Origin of the sequence: Halogranum amylolyticum, from assembly GCF_900110465.1 — an archaeon.
GTDB classification, from domain to species: Archaea; Halobacteriota; Halobacteria; order Halobacteriales; family Haloferacaceae; genus Halogranum; species Halogranum amylolyticum.
The window spans coordinates 183,072-197,946 of record NZ_FODV01000005.1; the positions used below are offsets into that span (position 1 = coordinate 183,072).

At 67.4% G+C, this 14,875-nt stretch carries 16 protein-coding genes and 1 tRNA gene; 10 read left to right on the forward strand and 7 right to left on the reverse strand.

Translation table 11 applies throughout. The features are described 5' to 3' along the window. Positions 1-95: 95 nt before the first annotated feature. Entirely contained in the window at positions 96-1,355 is a 1,260-nt protein-coding gene (locus tag BSG17_RS11905; RefSeq protein WP_089824319.1) for an MFS transporter, read from the forward strand. 76 nt (positions 1,356-1,431) lie between these two features. Beyond that, positions 1,432-2,724: a kynureninase gene (gene kynU, locus BSG17_RS11910; protein ID WP_089824322.1), complete on the forward strand. Its 1,293-nt coding sequence runs from the start codon at positions 1,432-1,434 to the stop codon at positions 2,722-2,724. A gap of 65 nt (positions 2,725-2,789) precedes the next feature. Here the strand turns inward: kynU and BSG17_RS11915 are convergent, their stop codons facing one another. Together BSG17_RS11915 and BSG17_RS11920 are read right to left on the reverse strand one after the other, a co-directional pair. Then, complete coding sequence (locus BSG17_RS11915) at positions 2,790-3,089, reverse strand: hypothetical protein (protein WP_244531521.1); 300 nt, start codon at positions 3,087-3,089, stop codon at positions 2,790-2,792. Further along, the gene (locus BSG17_RS11920) at positions 3,086-3,895 is read right to left on the reverse strand and encodes a succinylglutamate desuccinylase/aspartoacylase family protein (protein WP_089824325.1); all 810 of its coding nucleotides are present in this window, start codon (positions 3,893-3,895) and stop codon (positions 3,086-3,088) included. Before BSG17_RS11920 ends, BSG17_RS11915 begins: the two co-directional genes overlap by 4 nt. 222 nt (positions 3,896-4,117) lie before the next feature. Here BSG17_RS11920 and BSG17_RS11925 point away from each other — a divergent pair, with 222 nt between their 5' ends. Continuing rightward, on the forward strand, positions 4,118-5,830 hold the full coding sequence (locus BSG17_RS11925) for a PGF-CTERM sorting domain-containing protein (protein WP_089824327.1): 1,713 nt from the start codon (positions 4,118-4,120) through the stop codon (positions 5,828-5,830). An 80-nt stretch (positions 5,831-5,910) separates the two neighbouring features. Here the strand turns inward: BSG17_RS11925 and BSG17_RS11930 are convergent. Both BSG17_RS11930 and BSG17_RS11935 read right to left on the reverse strand, forming a co-directional pair. After that, positions 5,911-5,985, reverse strand: a tRNA-Arg gene (locus BSG17_RS11930). A 77-nt stretch (positions 5,986-6,062) separates the two neighbouring features. Beyond that, complete coding sequence (locus tag BSG17_RS11935; protein ID WP_089824329.1) at positions 6,063-7,349, reverse strand: geranylgeranylglyceryl/heptaprenylglyceryl phosphate synthase; 1,287 nt, start codon at positions 7,347-7,349, stop codon at positions 6,063-6,065. A gap of 160 nt (positions 7,350-7,509) precedes the next feature. Between BSG17_RS11935 and BSG17_RS11940 the strand changes: the two genes are divergently transcribed. The 5 genes from BSG17_RS11940 (at position 7,510) to BSG17_RS11960 (ending at position 11,428) form a co-directional block, all read left to right on the forward strand. Beyond that, a complete protein-coding gene (locus BSG17_RS11940; protein WP_139246597.1) occupies positions 7,510-8,631 on the forward strand; it encodes a hypothetical protein in 1,122 nt (373 codons plus the stop codon). 234 nt (positions 8,632-8,865) lie between these two features. Then, complete coding sequence (locus BSG17_RS11945) at positions 8,866-9,477, forward strand: RAD55 family ATPase (protein WP_089824332.1); 612 nt, start codon at positions 8,866-8,868, stop codon at positions 9,475-9,477. Between the two features lie 122 nt (positions 9,478-9,599). After that, a complete protein-coding gene (locus BSG17_RS11950; RefSeq protein WP_089824334.1) occupies positions 9,600-10,022 on the forward strand; it encodes a CoA-binding protein in 423 nt (140 codons plus the stop codon). Positions 10,023-10,061: 39 nt separating this feature from the next. Continuing rightward, positions 10,062-11,027 carry a bifunctional metallophosphatase/5'-nucleotidase gene (locus BSG17_RS11955; protein ID WP_089824336.1) on the forward strand — a complete coding sequence of 322 codons (966 nt, stop codon included), beginning with the start codon at positions 10,062-10,064 and terminating at the stop codon, positions 11,025-11,027. After that, positions 10,952-11,428, forward strand: a complete 477-nt coding sequence (locus BSG17_RS11960; RefSeq protein ID WP_089824338.1) for a 5'-nucleotidase C-terminal domain-containing protein — start codon at positions 10,952-10,954, stop codon at positions 11,426-11,428. The genes BSG17_RS11955 and BSG17_RS11960 overlap by 76 nt, the downstream gene beginning before the upstream one ends. Before the next feature lie 104 nt (positions 11,429-11,532). On the opposite strand, the gene BSG17_RS11965 is transcribed toward BSG17_RS11960, so the two are convergent. From BSG17_RS11965 to BSG17_RS11975, 3 genes are all read right to left on the reverse strand, one after another. Continuing rightward, positions 11,533-12,513, reverse strand: coding sequence for a PLP-dependent cysteine synthase family protein (locus tag BSG17_RS11965; RefSeq protein WP_089824341.1), 981 nt, complete (start codon positions 12,511-12,513; stop codon positions 11,533-11,535). An 89-nt stretch (positions 12,514-12,602) separates the two neighbouring features. Beyond that, complete coding sequence (locus tag BSG17_RS11970) at positions 12,603-12,965, reverse strand: DUF5798 family protein (RefSeq protein WP_089824343.1); 363 nt, start codon at positions 12,963-12,965, stop codon at positions 12,603-12,605. Positions 12,966-13,019: 54 nt separating this feature from the next. Then, a complete protein-coding gene (locus BSG17_RS11975; protein WP_089824345.1) occupies positions 13,020-13,685 on the reverse strand; it encodes a plastocyanin/azurin family copper-binding protein in 666 nt (221 codons plus the stop codon). A 173-nt stretch (positions 13,686-13,858) separates the two neighbouring features. Here BSG17_RS11975 and BSG17_RS27005 point away from each other — a divergent pair, with 173 nt between their 5' ends. Beyond that, positions 13,859-14,086 carry a hypothetical protein gene (locus BSG17_RS27005; protein WP_170864788.1) on the forward strand — a complete coding sequence of 76 codons (228 nt, stop codon included), beginning with the start codon at positions 13,859-13,861 and terminating at the stop codon, positions 14,084-14,086. Further along, positions 14,062-14,844, forward strand: coding sequence for a 5'/3'-nucleotidase SurE (surE, locus tag BSG17_RS11980; RefSeq protein WP_089824348.1), 783 nt, complete (start codon positions 14,062-14,064; stop codon positions 14,842-14,844). Before BSG17_RS27005 ends, surE begins: the two co-directional genes overlap by 25 nt. Positions 14,845-14,875: the final 31 nt, after the last annotated feature.

The following is a 14,875-nucleotide window of genomic DNA, read 5'->3' on the forward strand; positions in this document are numbered from 1 at the left end:
TAGCCCTCGTCTCCCTGTCGACAGCGCACACGGCCCATACCGGCAATCTCGGACGCCACCCGGTCGTTGAAACCGCTCGACCCCCTTCTTCGACTGTGGGTGTTCTGCAGACGCTGTTCGGCGACGACGCCCGGGTCCTCTACGAGCGGAACTTCCAACTGCTGCTGCTCGCGAGTCTCAGCTCGCCGCTCGGGGCGTCGGTCGTCTCGCCGATTCTAGAAGGGCTGACTGGACCGCTCGGCGTCTCCAGCACGCGAGTCGGCCTCCTGATGGCTGTCTTCACCGCGCCCGCCGTGGTGCTCATCCCCGTCGTCGGCGTGCTCTCCGACCGTGTGGGACGCAAACCCGTCCTCACCGCCGGACTCTTGCTGTTCGGACTCGCCGGACTCGCCGTCCCGCTGACGACCGACTTCCGGGTCGTCCTCGGGCTTCGGTTCCTGCAAGGGGTCGGCTACACCGGCATCGCGCCCGTCCTCATCACCAGCGTCGGCGACATCTTCGCCGACGACGACGAGGCCGAGGCCGCCGCACAGGGGCTGCGGTTCACGGCCGTCGGCGTCTCCCTGACCGTCTTTCCGGTGCTCTCGGGGGCGCTCGTCGTCCTCGCGTGGCAGTACCCGTTTCTCCTCTACGGGCTGGCCGTCCCGACGGCGCTCGTGGTGTTCCTCCTCTTCGAAGAACCGACGGCCGAGGCAGGGAACGACGGCGACGACTCCGTCAGGGCGCTGCTCGCGCTGGCCGCCCACCCACGGGTGGCGGCGACGCTCGTCGGACGGGCGGTCCCCTCGTTCCTCTGGTTCGTCTTCCTGACGTACAACTCGGTGGTCGTAGTCCGTCTGTTGGACGCGAACCCCGGCGTCGCGGGGCTGCTCGTCGCCGTCGCCAGCGTCGCGTCGTCGGTGAGCTCCACCCAGTCGGGTCGCATCACCGCCGCCTTCGACACCCGGGTCGTCCCGATGCTCGTCGCGACGACGGCCGTCGGCGGCGGCGTCGCAGCGCTGGCGTTCGCCCCCTCCGTGCTCGTCGCGGGCGTCGGCGTCGTCTTCACGGGCGCGGGGTTCGGCGTCGGGCTCACGCTCTATCGGAGCGCGCTCACCGGCAGCGCGCCGACGGACCTCCGCGGCGGGCTCGTCAGCCTCGGCGAGTCCGCCGGTCGACTCGGAAGCACCGTCGCACCGGTTCTGACCGGTGCGGTGATCGCCGTCGCCGAACCGTCGCTCGGCGGAACGGGGGCGATCCGGTGGGGTGTCTTCGGCGTCGTCGTCGCCGGCGTCGTCGTCGGCGCCCTGAGCGTCGCCGTCGTCCACCGGTACGACCTCCCGACGCCGTCGCCGGCGGCGACGACGGCAGACTGAGACTCCGGAGGTTCGACCGTTCGGGGAGGGATGTACGCTCCGTAACTGACAACACACCTCCCACCGAGGAGAGCACATGGACGGAGACGAGTTCGACCCGAGTCGCGAGGCCGCCGTCGCGCGGGACCGCGAGGATCCGCTGGCGGCGCTCCGCGACCGCTTCTCGCTGCCCGACGACGAGTTCTACATGGACGGCAACTCGCTGGGACCGCTCTCGACGGACGCCGAGGAGAGTCTCGCGCGCGTCGTCGACGAGTGGCGCGAGTTGGGCATCCGCGGGTGGACCGACGCCGACCCCGAGTGGTTCGACTACGGTGAACGCCTCGGCGCGCGACTCGCCCCGTTGCTCGGTGCCGACGACGACGAGGTGGTCGTCACCAACTCGACGACGGTCAACATCCACACGCTCGTCGGGACGTTCCTCGACCGACTACGGGAGGAGGGCGGGCCGACGACGGTGCTCGCGAACGATCTGGACTTCCCGACGGACCACTACGCCATCCGCGCCCAGCTGCGTCAGCGCGGCCTCGACCCCGACGACCATCTCCACCTCGTCGAGAGCCGCGACGGCCGAACGGTCGAAGAGGACGACGTCGTCGCGGCGCTGGAAGCAGAGGACGTCGGCATCGTGTTCATGCCGTCGGTGCTCTACCGTAGCGGCCAACTGCTCGACGTCGAACGCATCACGGAGGCGGCCCACGAACACGGCGCGTACGCCGGCTTCGACCTCGCACACTCGATCGGTGCGGTCGACCACGACCTCTCGGCTCACGGCGTCGACTTCGCGGTGTGGTGCACCTACAAGTATCTCAACGCCGGTCCGGGGTCGGTCGGCGGCCTCTACGTGAACGAGCGTCACTTCGGGACGACGCCCGCGCTCGCCGGCTGGTGGGGCAACGACAAGGAGACGCAGTTCGACATGGAGCTCACCTACACGCCCGCTCGGAACGCCGGCGCGTGGCAGATCGGAACGGTCCACGTGCTCTCGGCCGCGCCGCTCGACGGGTCGCTCGACGTCTTCGCGGAGACGACTATCGAGGCGGTCCGCGAGAAATCCGTCGCGCTCACCGACGCGCTGATCCGGCTCGTCGACGAGCGACTGCCCGACTGCGCGGTCGGCACGCCGCGCGACGCCGCTCGTCGTGGCGGTCACGTCGCCATCGAACATCCCGAGGCCTACCGGGTGAGCCTCGCGCTGAAGGACCGCGGCGTCGTCGTCGACTTCCGCCAGCCGAACGTCGTCCGCGTCTGTCCGGCCCCGCTCTACACCAGTCACGCCGACGTCTGGGACGCCGTGGAGATCCTCCGCGAGATCGTCGAGACGGAGGCGTACGCCGAGTACGAGCCACGTGGGGCAGGCGTCACGTAGTCGTTCATCGAATCACTCGGTTGAGATGACGGGACGGCATCGGACCACCGCACGGAGACGGACGGTCACCGAACGGCTCGATAGAGCGCCCCGACGACGACCGAGACCGCGTAACAACCGGCGACGAACGGCGCCCAGAACACCCACAGCGCGAAGTTCGGGAAGAGATAGCTGCCGAACGAACTACCGATCATCATGATGAGATAGCCCGGATACGCCAACGGCGTCATCAGCCGTCCGTCGACGCTGCCGGCGGCGAGAGGGAGCACGAGGAACGCGAACGTCGCGAGGACGGCCGGGCCGGCGAACAGTCGCCGAAGCACGCCGACGTCGATCGAGTCGGTCGAGTCGCCCACCTCGGTCACCGTGCGTCACCTCCCTCGCGGCGTTCGATGCCGTGACTCGCCAACAGTTGCTCGGCGAGACTGGCCGTCCAGTGAGCGGCGGTCCGAGGGTCGAGGAGGAACTTCGTCGACTCGATCAGGTAGCCCGGTTTGCCGAGGTCGGCCGTCACCTTGTGCATCAGGAGGGGGGCGTCGCCGTCGACGAGGTTGCCGTGTTTGTACCGGTGGTACGGCATGTACCACGGGACGACCCGGCCGTTGACGGTGTCGACCGCCTCCCGAGCGTGGCCAGGTGCGGGGTCGACGCTGCTCGGGAAGACCACCTGTCCGACGAAGCTCTCGTGGGTGCGGTAGATCCCCTTCGAGGAGTGAAGATCGAGTACGACGTCCGGGTCGGTGTCGGCGACGAGTCCCCACAGCGCCCGGGCGAGTTCCGTGTTCGGTTCCGACCCCGGCGGGAACTGACGGTTGAAGTCGCCGTTGTCGTTCTTCCGGGTGTTGCGCTGGATGGCCGGTCGGTTCGCCTTCGGGACGGCGACGATGCGGCCAGCCCGGATGTCCCACGAGGCGACGTCGGTGGCCGCCCGGTAGCCGCTCGGCTCGTCGCCGTGCATCCCGCCGACCACGAACGCCGTCGGCCCGTCTTCGGGGGCGTCGACGGTGACGGTCTCCGTCTCGTAAGGCGTCCCCGCGAGTAGCGTCGACGTCGTCCGCTCGGCTACTCGCGGTTCGTTCTGTGTTGCCGACACAGTGCCCGTCACACCGACCGCGGCGGCGACGCCGCCGAGTGTCGCTGTCGCCCGTTCGAGGAACGTCCGTCGTCTCATCGTCCTCTCTTCCCACCGAGGGGTCAATATTATCGGGCGACTAAGCCCCGCGTCCGCACTCGTCGGAGCCATCGGACTCCGCGCAACGTCCGCAGTCGTGCTATTTGTTGTCGTGGTTCGTGGCCGTGGCTCCCGTTCACAGTCCCTCGAACGAGCCGTTACAGTCTCTCGAACGGACACGTTAGCACATAGCTTGATGCGAGTTCCGTCCGACTAGTATGGGTGTACTCCGAGTCCTTCCCCCTCGCCGCCGTCGTGGTCGTTCTCCTCGTCGCCTCCGTAGGAACGCCGCTGTTCGGGCCGGTCGTCGGCGATGTCCTCGCACGGGAGACGGTCGAGAGTCAGGAGAGTCAGGCGAATCAGACGAGCCAAGAGAGCCAGGAGAACCAGGAGAGCGGACCCGACGATCCACCCGTCGAGGCCTGGATACGGACCTACGGCGGACCGAGAGACGACCGTGGAGCCCTCGTCGTTCGCCTCGACGACGGTTATCTCCTCGCGGCGTCGACCCGCTCGTTCGGGCAGGCCACCGGGAGTCGCGGAGATCTGTGGCTGGTTCGACTCGACGAGGAGGGACGAGAGCAGTGGGCGCGACCGTACGGCACCGGGAGCGACGAATCACCCCGTGCGTTGCTCGTGACCGAGCGGGGGTACTTCCTCGCTGGCGAGATCGGCACGGTCGAGGGAGTCGAACTCTACGGTCTCGACGCCGACGGAGCGATCGAGTGGTCCCGGCTCTACGGCGTCGGTACCGGTGTCGGAGATGCGGTTCTACGCGACGACGGCTATCTGCTCGTCGGTCAGCGCATCACGGGTAACGGTTCGCAGCCGGCGGCCGTCGTCGCCGTCGACGACGTTGGTCGCTTTACGGAAATTCGGAACTACACCGGCCGACCGGCGGCGAAAGAGCGTTTCACCGACGTGATCGAGACGACGAACGGGACGGTGCTCGTCGTCGGCGAAAGCGACCGCAGTGAGGGCGACGTCAGAGCGTGGGCGGTCGAACTTACGCCGGAGGGCGAGCCGCTGTGGCGCGAACTGATCGGGAGCCCGAGCGTCGAGGCCCGGACCACGAGCGTGGTCGAGCTCCCCGACGGGGATTACCTCCTCGTCGGAACGCAGACACGAAACCGGGTCGCCGCCGGATGGGCGGCACGGCTCGACGGGACGACTGGGACACTCCAGTGGCGTCGAAGCTACGACGAGGTGACGGTCGAAGACGTCGTCGTCGACGAGGGCGGCGTGTTACTCGTGGGGAGCTACCGCGAGGGGCGGAGCGCCACGACCGACGCGCTCGTCCTCGCGCTCGACGACCGCGGCCGGGAACGGTGGCGACAGACGTACGGCGGCGACGGCAACGACGTGTTCGCGGCCGTCGAATCGACCGAGACGGGTCACCTCTTGGTTGGCTGGACCAGTTCGACCGGTGCGGGCCGTGACGACGTCTACGCTGTCGCCGTCGACCCGTCCATCCACGCTCGCGACCTCGCCACGTCGGCGACGACGGTCGACTCGGGAGAGACGATACAAGTTTCGGCGACGATCGTGAACCGCGGCGACCAGCGCCGGAGTCACCAGACGACGCTCCGCGTCGACGGGGACTCTCGAGAGACGAAGCCTGTCGTCGTTCCACCCGGTGAAGAGCGTTCCGTCTCTTTCGAACTGAGCTTCGAAGAACCGGGGAGCTACGCCGTCGCCGTCGACGGACTCACGCCGATTTCGGTGACGGTCGACGCGACTCCGACGGCGACGCCCGAGTCGACGCCGACTGTGACTCCGACGGCGACACCCACGCCCGAACCGACGCCGTCACCGACATCCGCACCGACCACCGAGACGACGAGTCCCGGGTTCGGGGTCGTCGTGGGCGTGGCGGCGGTGGTCGGTGTGTTGTTGCTCGTCGTCCTCCGTCAACCGTCGCAGTCGGAGAAGTGAGAGTATCGGATTGGCAGTCTAGCTCCGTGAGACTGTCGCGCTGAACATGTCTTATGGATGTCGATCGTTCGGAAAACGGATGGGCGCTACAGGATTTGAACCCGTGACAACTTGGTCCGAAGCCAAGCACTCTGTCCAGACTGAGCTAAGCGCCCTCACTCCTTCGTACGGGGAGGTCTGATTTTAAACCCCCGGATTTCGTTCGGCGATGGGGATCGGACACACGCGACAGTCAGACAGCCGTACTGAGATGCGACACCGGAAGTTCAGACTCGTCGAGACGGAGGCGTCGCGCCAGTACGTCGACGGTTATCGTCCGCGCCATCGACGTACTCTCCCCGCGAGTCGTTCCCTGGAGATGTCGCTCGCCGGGAATCGTCCCGTCCGTCTGCTCGTCGACGAACCGCCGAAGCTCCCCTCGCGTCGTCGGTTCCGCCTCGGCCGCTAGCTCGCCGAGTCGCGTCAGTTCGAGGTGTGTCTCCACTGTCGCGGCCAGATACCGCTCGGCGGTTTCGACGGGGTCTGTTACCGAGGGGACCGTCGAGAGGTAGCGCGCGGCGGCCGAGTCGTCGACGTCGACGTGATCCGTCACCCACTCGCGGATCGTCTCGGCGTCGGCGTCGGTCGAGAGGTCGTCTCGGGCGTCCGCACAGAGCGTCGCTTCCTCGGCGGCGACGTCGTGGAAGACGTCGCCGACGACGACGGTGTCTGCACCGGCATCGAGCATCGCCTGTGCGTGCTCCCGAGAGTCGAGTCCGCCGCCGTACCAGAGTCGCGACCAGTCGAGGCTGTCTGCGACGGCCGATAGGATGTCGGCTGCTTCGTCGCCGCCGTAGGTGCCGGAGTACTCCAGGTAGACGAGTTCGCTCTCGAGGTGTCGCTCGGCGGCCATCGCGTGCTGTTTCGCCGCGTCCGCCGCGAGCAGGTCGTCTTCCTCGACGTTCGCTTCGCGAGCGGCTGCGCTGTCGGGGTTCTGGATGACGTAGGCCTCGAACACCGCCTCCGAGAGCAGCAGCGAGGTGGCGACGTTCGCGAGCGCGTCGAGCACGCGGTCCGGCGTCCACCACGGGAGTTTCTCCGCGAGCATCGACGGCGTGAGTTCCTCGCGGATGTACTCGGTTCCTTTTCCGAGCGTGCCGACGAGCGACTCGGAGTCGCCGTTGAGCACTTCGGGGATGGCGATGAACGCGGCGGCCTCGCGGGTGCGTTCGGTGACGTGTCGCGCCTCGCTGGGTTCGTGGAAGGCGGGGACCGAGAGCGGTTCGAGGAGCGCGAACGTCTCTTCGGTGTTCCGCGCGGTGACGTCGCTCGACCCGCCGACGGAGACGGCGCTCGTGTGTCGAAGGAAGAGTGGGTAGAGCAGCGGGAGTTTCTTCGCGTTCTCGGGGTCGAGTTTGGTGACGTGGGTCCACTCTCTCGGAACCGGATTGGTGTCGAACGGGCCGACCGTCCGGCCGACGATGCCGACCGTGTCGACCAGTCGACCGACGCCGCGCGCGAACTCGTCGAAGGAAACCATCAGTTCAACTGCACGGAGCAGCGAGTAAATAGCTCGCGAATCGGTCGTGAGTTCCGGGACGACGGCGGCCTATCTCGGCTCGCCCCTTCTCGGCTCACCTCGTATGGTCGCCGGCGCGTTCACAACCCCTATTAGTGGCTGGTCGTGTACCACACAACCAATGCAGGATGTAGCCGTCACGGCACGGTCACGAGTGCCGCCCATCGCTCGGGCGTTTCTCCGCTACGTCGGTCGGTCTCCCGACCCCGGAGTGGTACCCGTCCTCTTGCTTCGCTCCGAGGTCGACGCCGACATCGACGCGATGACCGAACGGATGTTCAGCGACGTCGAGGTCGAACTCGAGCGTGCGCTCGCGGCGGGCGAGATCGAGACGGTCGACGTGGGCACGGCGGTTCGGTTCGACTACGACACTCGACTCGTCCTGCCGGCGCTTCTGACGCTCGGTCGCCTCTGTCTGCTCGCCAACGACGTTCCGCTCCTCCGTCACGTCCGCGACGTCGACGAGGAGCTCGCCCGCGAGAGCAGGACGACGACCTACAACATCGTCCAGGCGCTCGTCGACGGCGACATGCGCGACGCCATCAACGACGAGGAGTACGAGGACTTCGAGACGAACGCACGGCCGAAGTCCCGCGTCGCCGCACGCGCACAGGAACGCCTGTCGGAGAACGTCAGCTGCTGGTTCGAGAGCCCCGACACGCCTGCAGCCGTCCGCGAACACTACGAACACGCCGTCGGTCTCTCGGAGGGACACCAGGACGACGACGAACGGTTCCGCGACCTGCTCGAGCGGTATCACGCCGCCGAGGGAGAAGATCGGTCGACCATCGCCGACGAGATTCGCGACTCCTACAAGTTCGCCGAGTCGGCGGACACGCTCGAGCTGTTCGACGACGACCAGTCGCTGCCGTACTTCCTCACCCAGTATCTCCGCGTCGGCATCCTCTACGAGGACATGCTGAACATGTACGAGGCCGACCTCGACGTCGACCTCGGACACGAGTTCAAGCGGGCGATCGTCCTCATGGTCATCGCGGCACAGGTCGGCCTCGACGACACGGACGACTACCCGGAGGACCGTCGGACGCAGCTGACGCCGGTGACGGCGGAGTTGAACCTCGCGGCCGACCAGGAGACGGGCGTCGCGAACCTCCGCGACGTCGTCGTCGAGTATCTCGACCGGGCCGAAGCCTGTTCGCCCGACCATCTGACCAGCATGGCGATCGAGTTCATCCGACAGCAGTCGCTCGACCGGTTGGCAGCGCTACCGACGAGCGAGTAAAGGGCCCGAGATTTGACCGTTCCGACGGCGTCGTCGACACCGAGTCGCCTCCGGGACGTCCTCCGGCGGCGAGACACTCCGGTCCGACGTCGGGAGCCAGTAGTGTGTACCGATAGCTCTATCAAAAAGAATATTACCGACTCACCGTATTTTCTTATCAGTTGATGACTCCCGCCGATGCGGAGCGGTGTGTAGTCGGTCCGCGACGAGCGGGTGGTTCGGCGGTGACTGCCGATGTATGACCTCCGTCCGACGTTCGACGCCGAGGTCGAGCCGGGAACGAACGTCCTCGTCACTGGCCCGCCGTTGACGGGAAAGCGGTCGCTCGCACTCGACGTCCTCGCGGCGGGGACGCGCGCGGACGAGGGGGCGATCGTCGTCACGACGAAAGACAGCGGCGAGCGTCTCCTCGGCGACTACGCGAAACGGACTCCCCACGAGGGGAAGCCGGTGGCCGTCGTCGACTGCGTCTCCCGCCAGCAGGGCGTCGGCGACCTCCGCGACGACGACCGGATCAAGTACGCCTCGTCGCCGGTCGACATGACCGGAATCGGGATCAAACTCTCGGAGTTCCTCCAGGCGTTCTATCAGGAACAGCGGATCGAACGCAACCGCATCCTGGTCCACTCGCTGTCGACGCTCCTGATGTACTCGAACCTCCAGACGGTGTTCCGCTTCCTCCACGTGTTCACGGGTCGGGTCCAGAGCGTGAACGGGCTCGGACTGTTCTGTATCGACGCGAGCGCTCACGACGAACAGACGATGAACACGCTCAAACAGCTGTTCGACGGCATCGTCACGACGGCCGAAGACGAACCGCCGTCGATCCGACTCGCCAGCGACTGAAGTCGAGTGGCGGCGATGACGACGTCGAATGGCAGCGATGACGACGTCGAATGGCAGCGATAGTCGACGCTGTCTCGTGAGCGCGCGAACCCTTTTTGTCTCCACTCGCCCTTTGCGACGGTATGCCGCTCACGAGTGACGAGGAACTCCGCTCGCTGTTCGATCTCGAGACGATCGCCGTCGTCGGCTGTTCGACGACGCCCGGCAAGGCCGCACACGAGATCCCGGCGTACCTCCAACGTCACGGATACGAGATCGTCCCCGTCAACCCCTTCGCCGACGAGGTCCTCGGCAAGCGGGCGTACGACTCGCTGGACGAGGTCGAACGCTCGGTCGACCTGGTGAACGTGTTTCGACCGAGCGAGGCGGTGCCCGGCGTCGTCGACGACGTCCTCGCACGTCACGAGGAACACGCCGACGTACAGGCGCTCTGGCTCCAACTCGGCATCACACACGACGAGGCGGTCGCTCGCGCCGAGGAAGCGGGGCTCCGCGTCGTGCAGGACAGATGTATGAAGGTGGAACACCAGCGGCTGCTGGAGTGAACGTCAGCGTTTTCTCACTGTGGTCGGAGAGTTTCACACGTGGCCGTCCGACTCCTCCACTACTCGGATCTCGAACGCGCGTTCGACGACCCGAAACACGCCGCACGCGTCGCCGCCGTCGTCGGCGAGCGACGCTGTCCGGGAACGCTCGTCCTCGGAACGGGCGACAACACCGCCCCGAGCGTCCTCGGCGTCGAGAGCGACGGACGGCAGGCGCTGGACTTCTTCAACGCGGTCGGCACCGACTTCGAGACGTTCGGCAACCACGAGTTCGACCACGGACTCGACGCCGCGCGCGCGTTGGTCCGCGGCGCACCCAACGAGTGGCTCACGGCAAACATCTTCGAGGACGACGGACGGCGGTTCGGCCACCCCCACACCGCCCCGTGGACCGTCGCCGACGTCGAAGGCACTCGCGTCGGCCTCGTCGGCGTGACGACCGCGGAGACGCCGCTGTCGGACCCCAGAGCGACGTCGCTCACCATCACCGACCCCGTCGACGCCGCGACCGAGGCGATCGCCGACCTCCGGGCGTCGGAGCCGGCGGTGGCGTTCGTCGTCGTCCTCGCTCACGTCGGCGACGAACGACTCGCAGACGCCGTCGACGCCGACGTCGTCCTCGACGGTCACCGTCACGACCCGGTCGTCTCTCGACACGGCGACACCTGTTACGTTCGGACCGGGGCCGGCGGGGAGCGGCTGACCGAGGTGCAACTCACGGCCGACGAAGCGCCGATCGTCGAGCCACACATCGTCGGCGAGGCGTCCGTCACGCCCGACGAGAGTCTCGAACAGGCGCTCGCGACTCGCATCGCGGTCACCGGACTCGACGAGGTGGTCACCCGCCTCGACGACCCTATCGAGCGGACCGACGTCACGGTCAACTGCGCGGAGAGCCCCCTCGGTAACGCCGTCGCCGACGCGATCCGTTGGGCGCCGACGCCGACGCCGCCGTCGTCCCCGCCGGCGGGTTCCGCACCGGACCCGCCCTGTTCGGGGAGGTGACGGCGTTCGATCTCCGACGAGTGGCGCCGTTCGACGACGAGTTCCGCGTCGTCAGCTGCACGGGCGCGGACCTCCGTGCTGCCGTCCACGACCTCTCGCTCGCCGACGTCTGTGCGGACGCCCCCGAGGCCTGTTTCGGACACGTCAGCGGGATGCACGTCGTGTGGGACGACGACCGTTCGACGCTCTGCGAACTCTCCGTCGGCGGCGACCCCGTCGCTCCGGATCAGGAGTACACGCTCGCCACCGTCGCGTACTTCCTGCGGACGAACCGCCGACTCACGGCGGTCGGACCCGGCGACGTCGTCGACAGCTACGCTGGCGAACATCCGCTCGTCGCTACGCTCGCTACGTCGGTCTCGACCCGCAGACCGACGGACGGATCGAACGGCCGACGTTGACAGAGCAGGAGCGACCCGCGTCCGGCCGGTCGCGAGAGACCCCCGACTGAGACGGTCGTCGTCGAGCGTCCGAGATGCCGACGGCGAGGGCGACGGCCGGCGACCTACCCCTCCCACTGCTCGTAGTCGTCGTAGACGCCCTTCGAGAGATATCGCTCGCTGGAGTCGGGGAAGACCGTCGCGACCGTGTCGAACGGGGCGTCGATCTCGTCGTCGCGGATCTCCCAAGCGACCTGCTGGGCGACGACGCTGTTGGCCGCGGCGCTCGACGCGACCAGCTGTCCCTCCTCGCGGGCGAGCCGCTGCATCTCCGCGTGCGTGTCCCGGTCGGCCACCTGCACGACGTCGTCGACGAGGTCGGCGTCGAACAGTTCGTTGGTCGCCGGATCGTGGGTACCGATCCCCTCCGTCTTGTACTCGCCTTCTTCGACGTCGCGGCCCTGCAGCGTCGAGTAGAGCGAGCCTTCGGGTTCGACGGCGACGACGTAGGTGTCCGCGTGGAGTTCGCGACCGTAGCGCGCCATCCCCATCAGCGTCCCCGCGGTGCCACAGCCGGCGACGAGCGCACCGACCTCGCCGTCGAGTGCGTCGTAGATCTCGGGTGCGGTCGTCTCGTAGTGCGCCTCGACGTTGAGCGGGTTCTTGAACTGCTGGGGGACGACGGCGTCGTCGAGTTCCTCGGCGAGTTCGTGTGCGCGGTCGATGGCACCACCCATCCCGTCCTCGGAGGGCGTGTTGACGACGGTCGCACCGAGCGCGCGCATCAGTTGCTGTTTCTCGACGCTGAAGCGTTCGGGGACGACGAACACCGCCTCGAGGTCGAGTCGACCGGCGGCGACGGCGATGCCGATGCCGGTGTTGCCCGCCGTCGGTTCGATCACCGTCCCACCGGGCGAGAGCGTCCCCTCGGCGAGCATCTGTTCGAGCATGTACTTCCCGATCCGGTCTTTGATGCTGGCACCGGGGTTGAACGACTCCAGTTTCGCGTAGACCGGAACGTCGTCGGGGGCGGCGTGGAGGGAGACGAGCGGCGTCTCACCGATAGTCTCTAAGACGGACGCGAGCGGTTCCCGATGGGTCGTCATTACGGTGGCAAATGTTGCCCCGTCCCCTTAACGTTGTTATCCTCGTCTCGCGTCGCTCACGGGAGAGCGTCGCGGGTCGATGGGGCGGACTACTGACCGTCCGACGTGGACGGCGTCTCCGTCGAATCGGCCGACTGGTCGGTCTCGCTGCCGTCTTCGGCAGCAGTAGCGGCGTCGGCGCTGTCGCCAGCCAGCGAGTCGTCTTCGGCCTCGGCGATGTGGGCTTCTGCCGTCACGGAGTCGAGGTCGATACCCTGCTCTTTGGCGAGCGCCTCCAGGATCGCGCGCTGCTCGGCGCTCTCGGCTTCGAGCGCCTCGACGCGGTCTCTGGTCCCACTGACCGTCTCCTGCATCTCTTTGATCTGATCGCGGAGCTCGTTGAGTCGCTTGTAGAGTTCCTCCGCCATGTCCGCGATTCGCTGGACCTTCTTCGCCGTGCTTCCGAGTCCCATAGGCGAACGTACACGTGCTCCCTTGTGTGCGTTCCGGCTTTCCGGCCGACCACGTCAGCGACGTGACTGCGACTCCTCGCCAGTCTCCTGTTCGCCGTAGTCGCCGCCGTACTTCAGGAAAAAGTAAGCGAGCGCGACCACCGAGACGAACGCCGTCGTCGTCGCGACGGCGAGCGACCTCGCGGAGTCGGGCACCGACGGGAGGTCGACGGCGGGTTCCGGCTGTGCGCCACCCGCGACGACCGAGAGTTCGGCGATCATCCCGACCGACTCGTGGGGGATACAGAAGTAGCCGTAGTCGCCCTCGACCTCGAAGGTGTGGCTGTACTCCTCGCCGCCGGCGACGTCCCCCCGCTGGGGGTAGCCGCCCCGAGCGGCCGACTCGCCGTCGAAGTCACCGCTGGCGAAGAACTCGGCGTCCTCTGGGATCTCGTCCTCGTACGCGGTGACGCTGTGACCGACCGTGCCGACGTTCACCCACCGGACCGTGTCTCCGGGGGCGATGGTCAACTCGTCGGGGTCGAACACGAGGCCGTCGGTCATATCGACGGTGTGAGTCGTTCCCCCGCCGTCCTCCTGTGCGGCGGCGGATCCTGCGCTGCCGGCCACCGTCGCCGCGGCAGCGGCCCCTCCTGTCACGCCTCGGAGGAACGCACGGCGGGTCGTTCCGGAGGCGGTGGCGGATGCACGACGACGACTCTCGTTCGTAGGGGACTCCATAGGTACGTGATACGGCCCGGAGGGGAATAAACGTCACCTCGGTGAACAGAGCCGCCGCTCACTCGTCCGTGGCCCAACTGCGCCGTCTCCGGAGATATCGACTGAGACATCTGAATCGTTGATTGTCGCTCACTTCGACACGTACAACATCTGTCAGAAGGCTGGGCGAGTTGGTGACCGCTCTCGAACGTGAGTTCAGAGCGGGCTTCCGCAGGGTGTTCTACGGCGACTTCCGGGCCCGCGAGTCTACCGGCGCCGACGCGGACGAGACGACGCTCGAACGCTGTACCGGGGCCGAACCGCTGTGTGAACACGCGGTAGCGGCGAAAGAGCGCATCACCGGTGCGCTTTTGCGCTCCCCATCGCACGTTTCGCCATGGGCAGAACCCGCATCTTGCTGACCAACGACGACGGTATCGAGAGCGTTGGCTTCCGCGCACTCTACGACGTCCTCGACGAGGTCGCCGACGTGACGGCCGTCGCGCCCGCAGACGACAAGAGCGCCGTCGGCCGGGCGATGTCCCACGAGGCCGCCGTCGAAGAACACGAACTCGGGTACGCCATCCACGGGACGCCCGCCGACTGCACCGTCGCGGGACTCGAGGCGCTCTGTCCCGACACCGATCTGGTCGTCGCCGGCTGCAACAAGGGTGCGAACCTCGGTGCGTACGTGCTCGGGCGGTCGGGGACGGTCAGCGCCGCCGTCGAGGCGGCCTTCTTCGACGTCCCCGCGATGGCGGTCTCGCTCTACGTTCCGGGCGGGACCGGCGAGTGGCACGAGAAGGCGACCGACCCCGGAGACTACCGGGAGGCGACCGACGCCGCGGTCTTCCTCGCAGAACACGCCGTCGACGCGGGCGTCTTCGAGCAGGCGGACTATCTGAACGTCAACGCGCCGATGCCGGGCGACGACCCGGCGGAGATGGCGATCACCGCACCGTCGACGCTGTACGACATGACGGCCGAACACGAGAACGCGACCGTCCGGCTGGTCGACCGCATCTGGGACCGGATGCGCGACGACGACCTTCCGGACCCCGAGGGGACTGACCGTCGCGCCATCGTCGACGGGAAGGTTAGCGTTTCGCCGCTGACCGCACCCCACACCACCGAACACCACGAGTCGCTGGACGCGCTGGCGGAGACGTACCGGACGTAGACGGAACTCGGGGAACGCACGTCGAACCGGT

Coding starts and splice junctions, on each gene's coding strand:
- BSG17_RS11945 (WP_089824332.1), top strand. CDS start 8,866: ATGTATGACCTCCGTCCGACGTTCGACGCCGAGGTCGAGCCGGGAACG.
- BSG17_RS11950 (WP_089824334.1), top strand. CDS start 9,600: ATGCCGCTCACGAGTGACGAGGAACTCCGCTCGCTGTTCGATCTCGAG.
- BSG17_RS11935 (WP_089824329.1), bottom strand. CDS start 7,349: ATGGTTTCCTTCGACGAGTTCGCGCGCGGCGTCGGTCGACTGGTCGAC.
- BSG17_RS11965 (WP_089824341.1), bottom strand. CDS start 12,513: ATGACGACCCATCGGGAACCGCTCGCGTCCGTCTTAGAGACTATCGGT.
- surE (WP_089824348.1), top strand. CDS start 14,062: ATGGGCAGAACCCGCATCTTGCTGACCAACGACGACGGTATCGAGAGC.
- BSG17_RS11975 (WP_089824345.1), bottom strand. CDS start 13,685: ATGGAGTCCCCTACGAACGAGAGTCGTCGTCGTGCATCCGCCACCGCC.
- BSG17_RS11920 (WP_089824325.1), bottom strand. CDS start 3,895: ATGAGACGACGGACGTTCCTCGAACGGGCGACAGCGACACTCGGCGGC.
- BSG17_RS11970 (WP_089824343.1), bottom strand. CDS start 12,965: ATGGGACTCGGAAGCACGGCGAAGAAGGTCCAGCGAATCGCGGACATG.
- BSG17_RS11940 (WP_139246597.1), top strand. CDS start 7,510: ATGCAGGATGTAGCCGTCACGGCACGGTCACGAGTGCCGCCCATCGCT.
- kynU (WP_089824322.1), top strand. CDS start 1,432: ATGGACGGAGACGAGTTCGACCCGAGTCGCGAGGCCGCCGTCGCGCGG.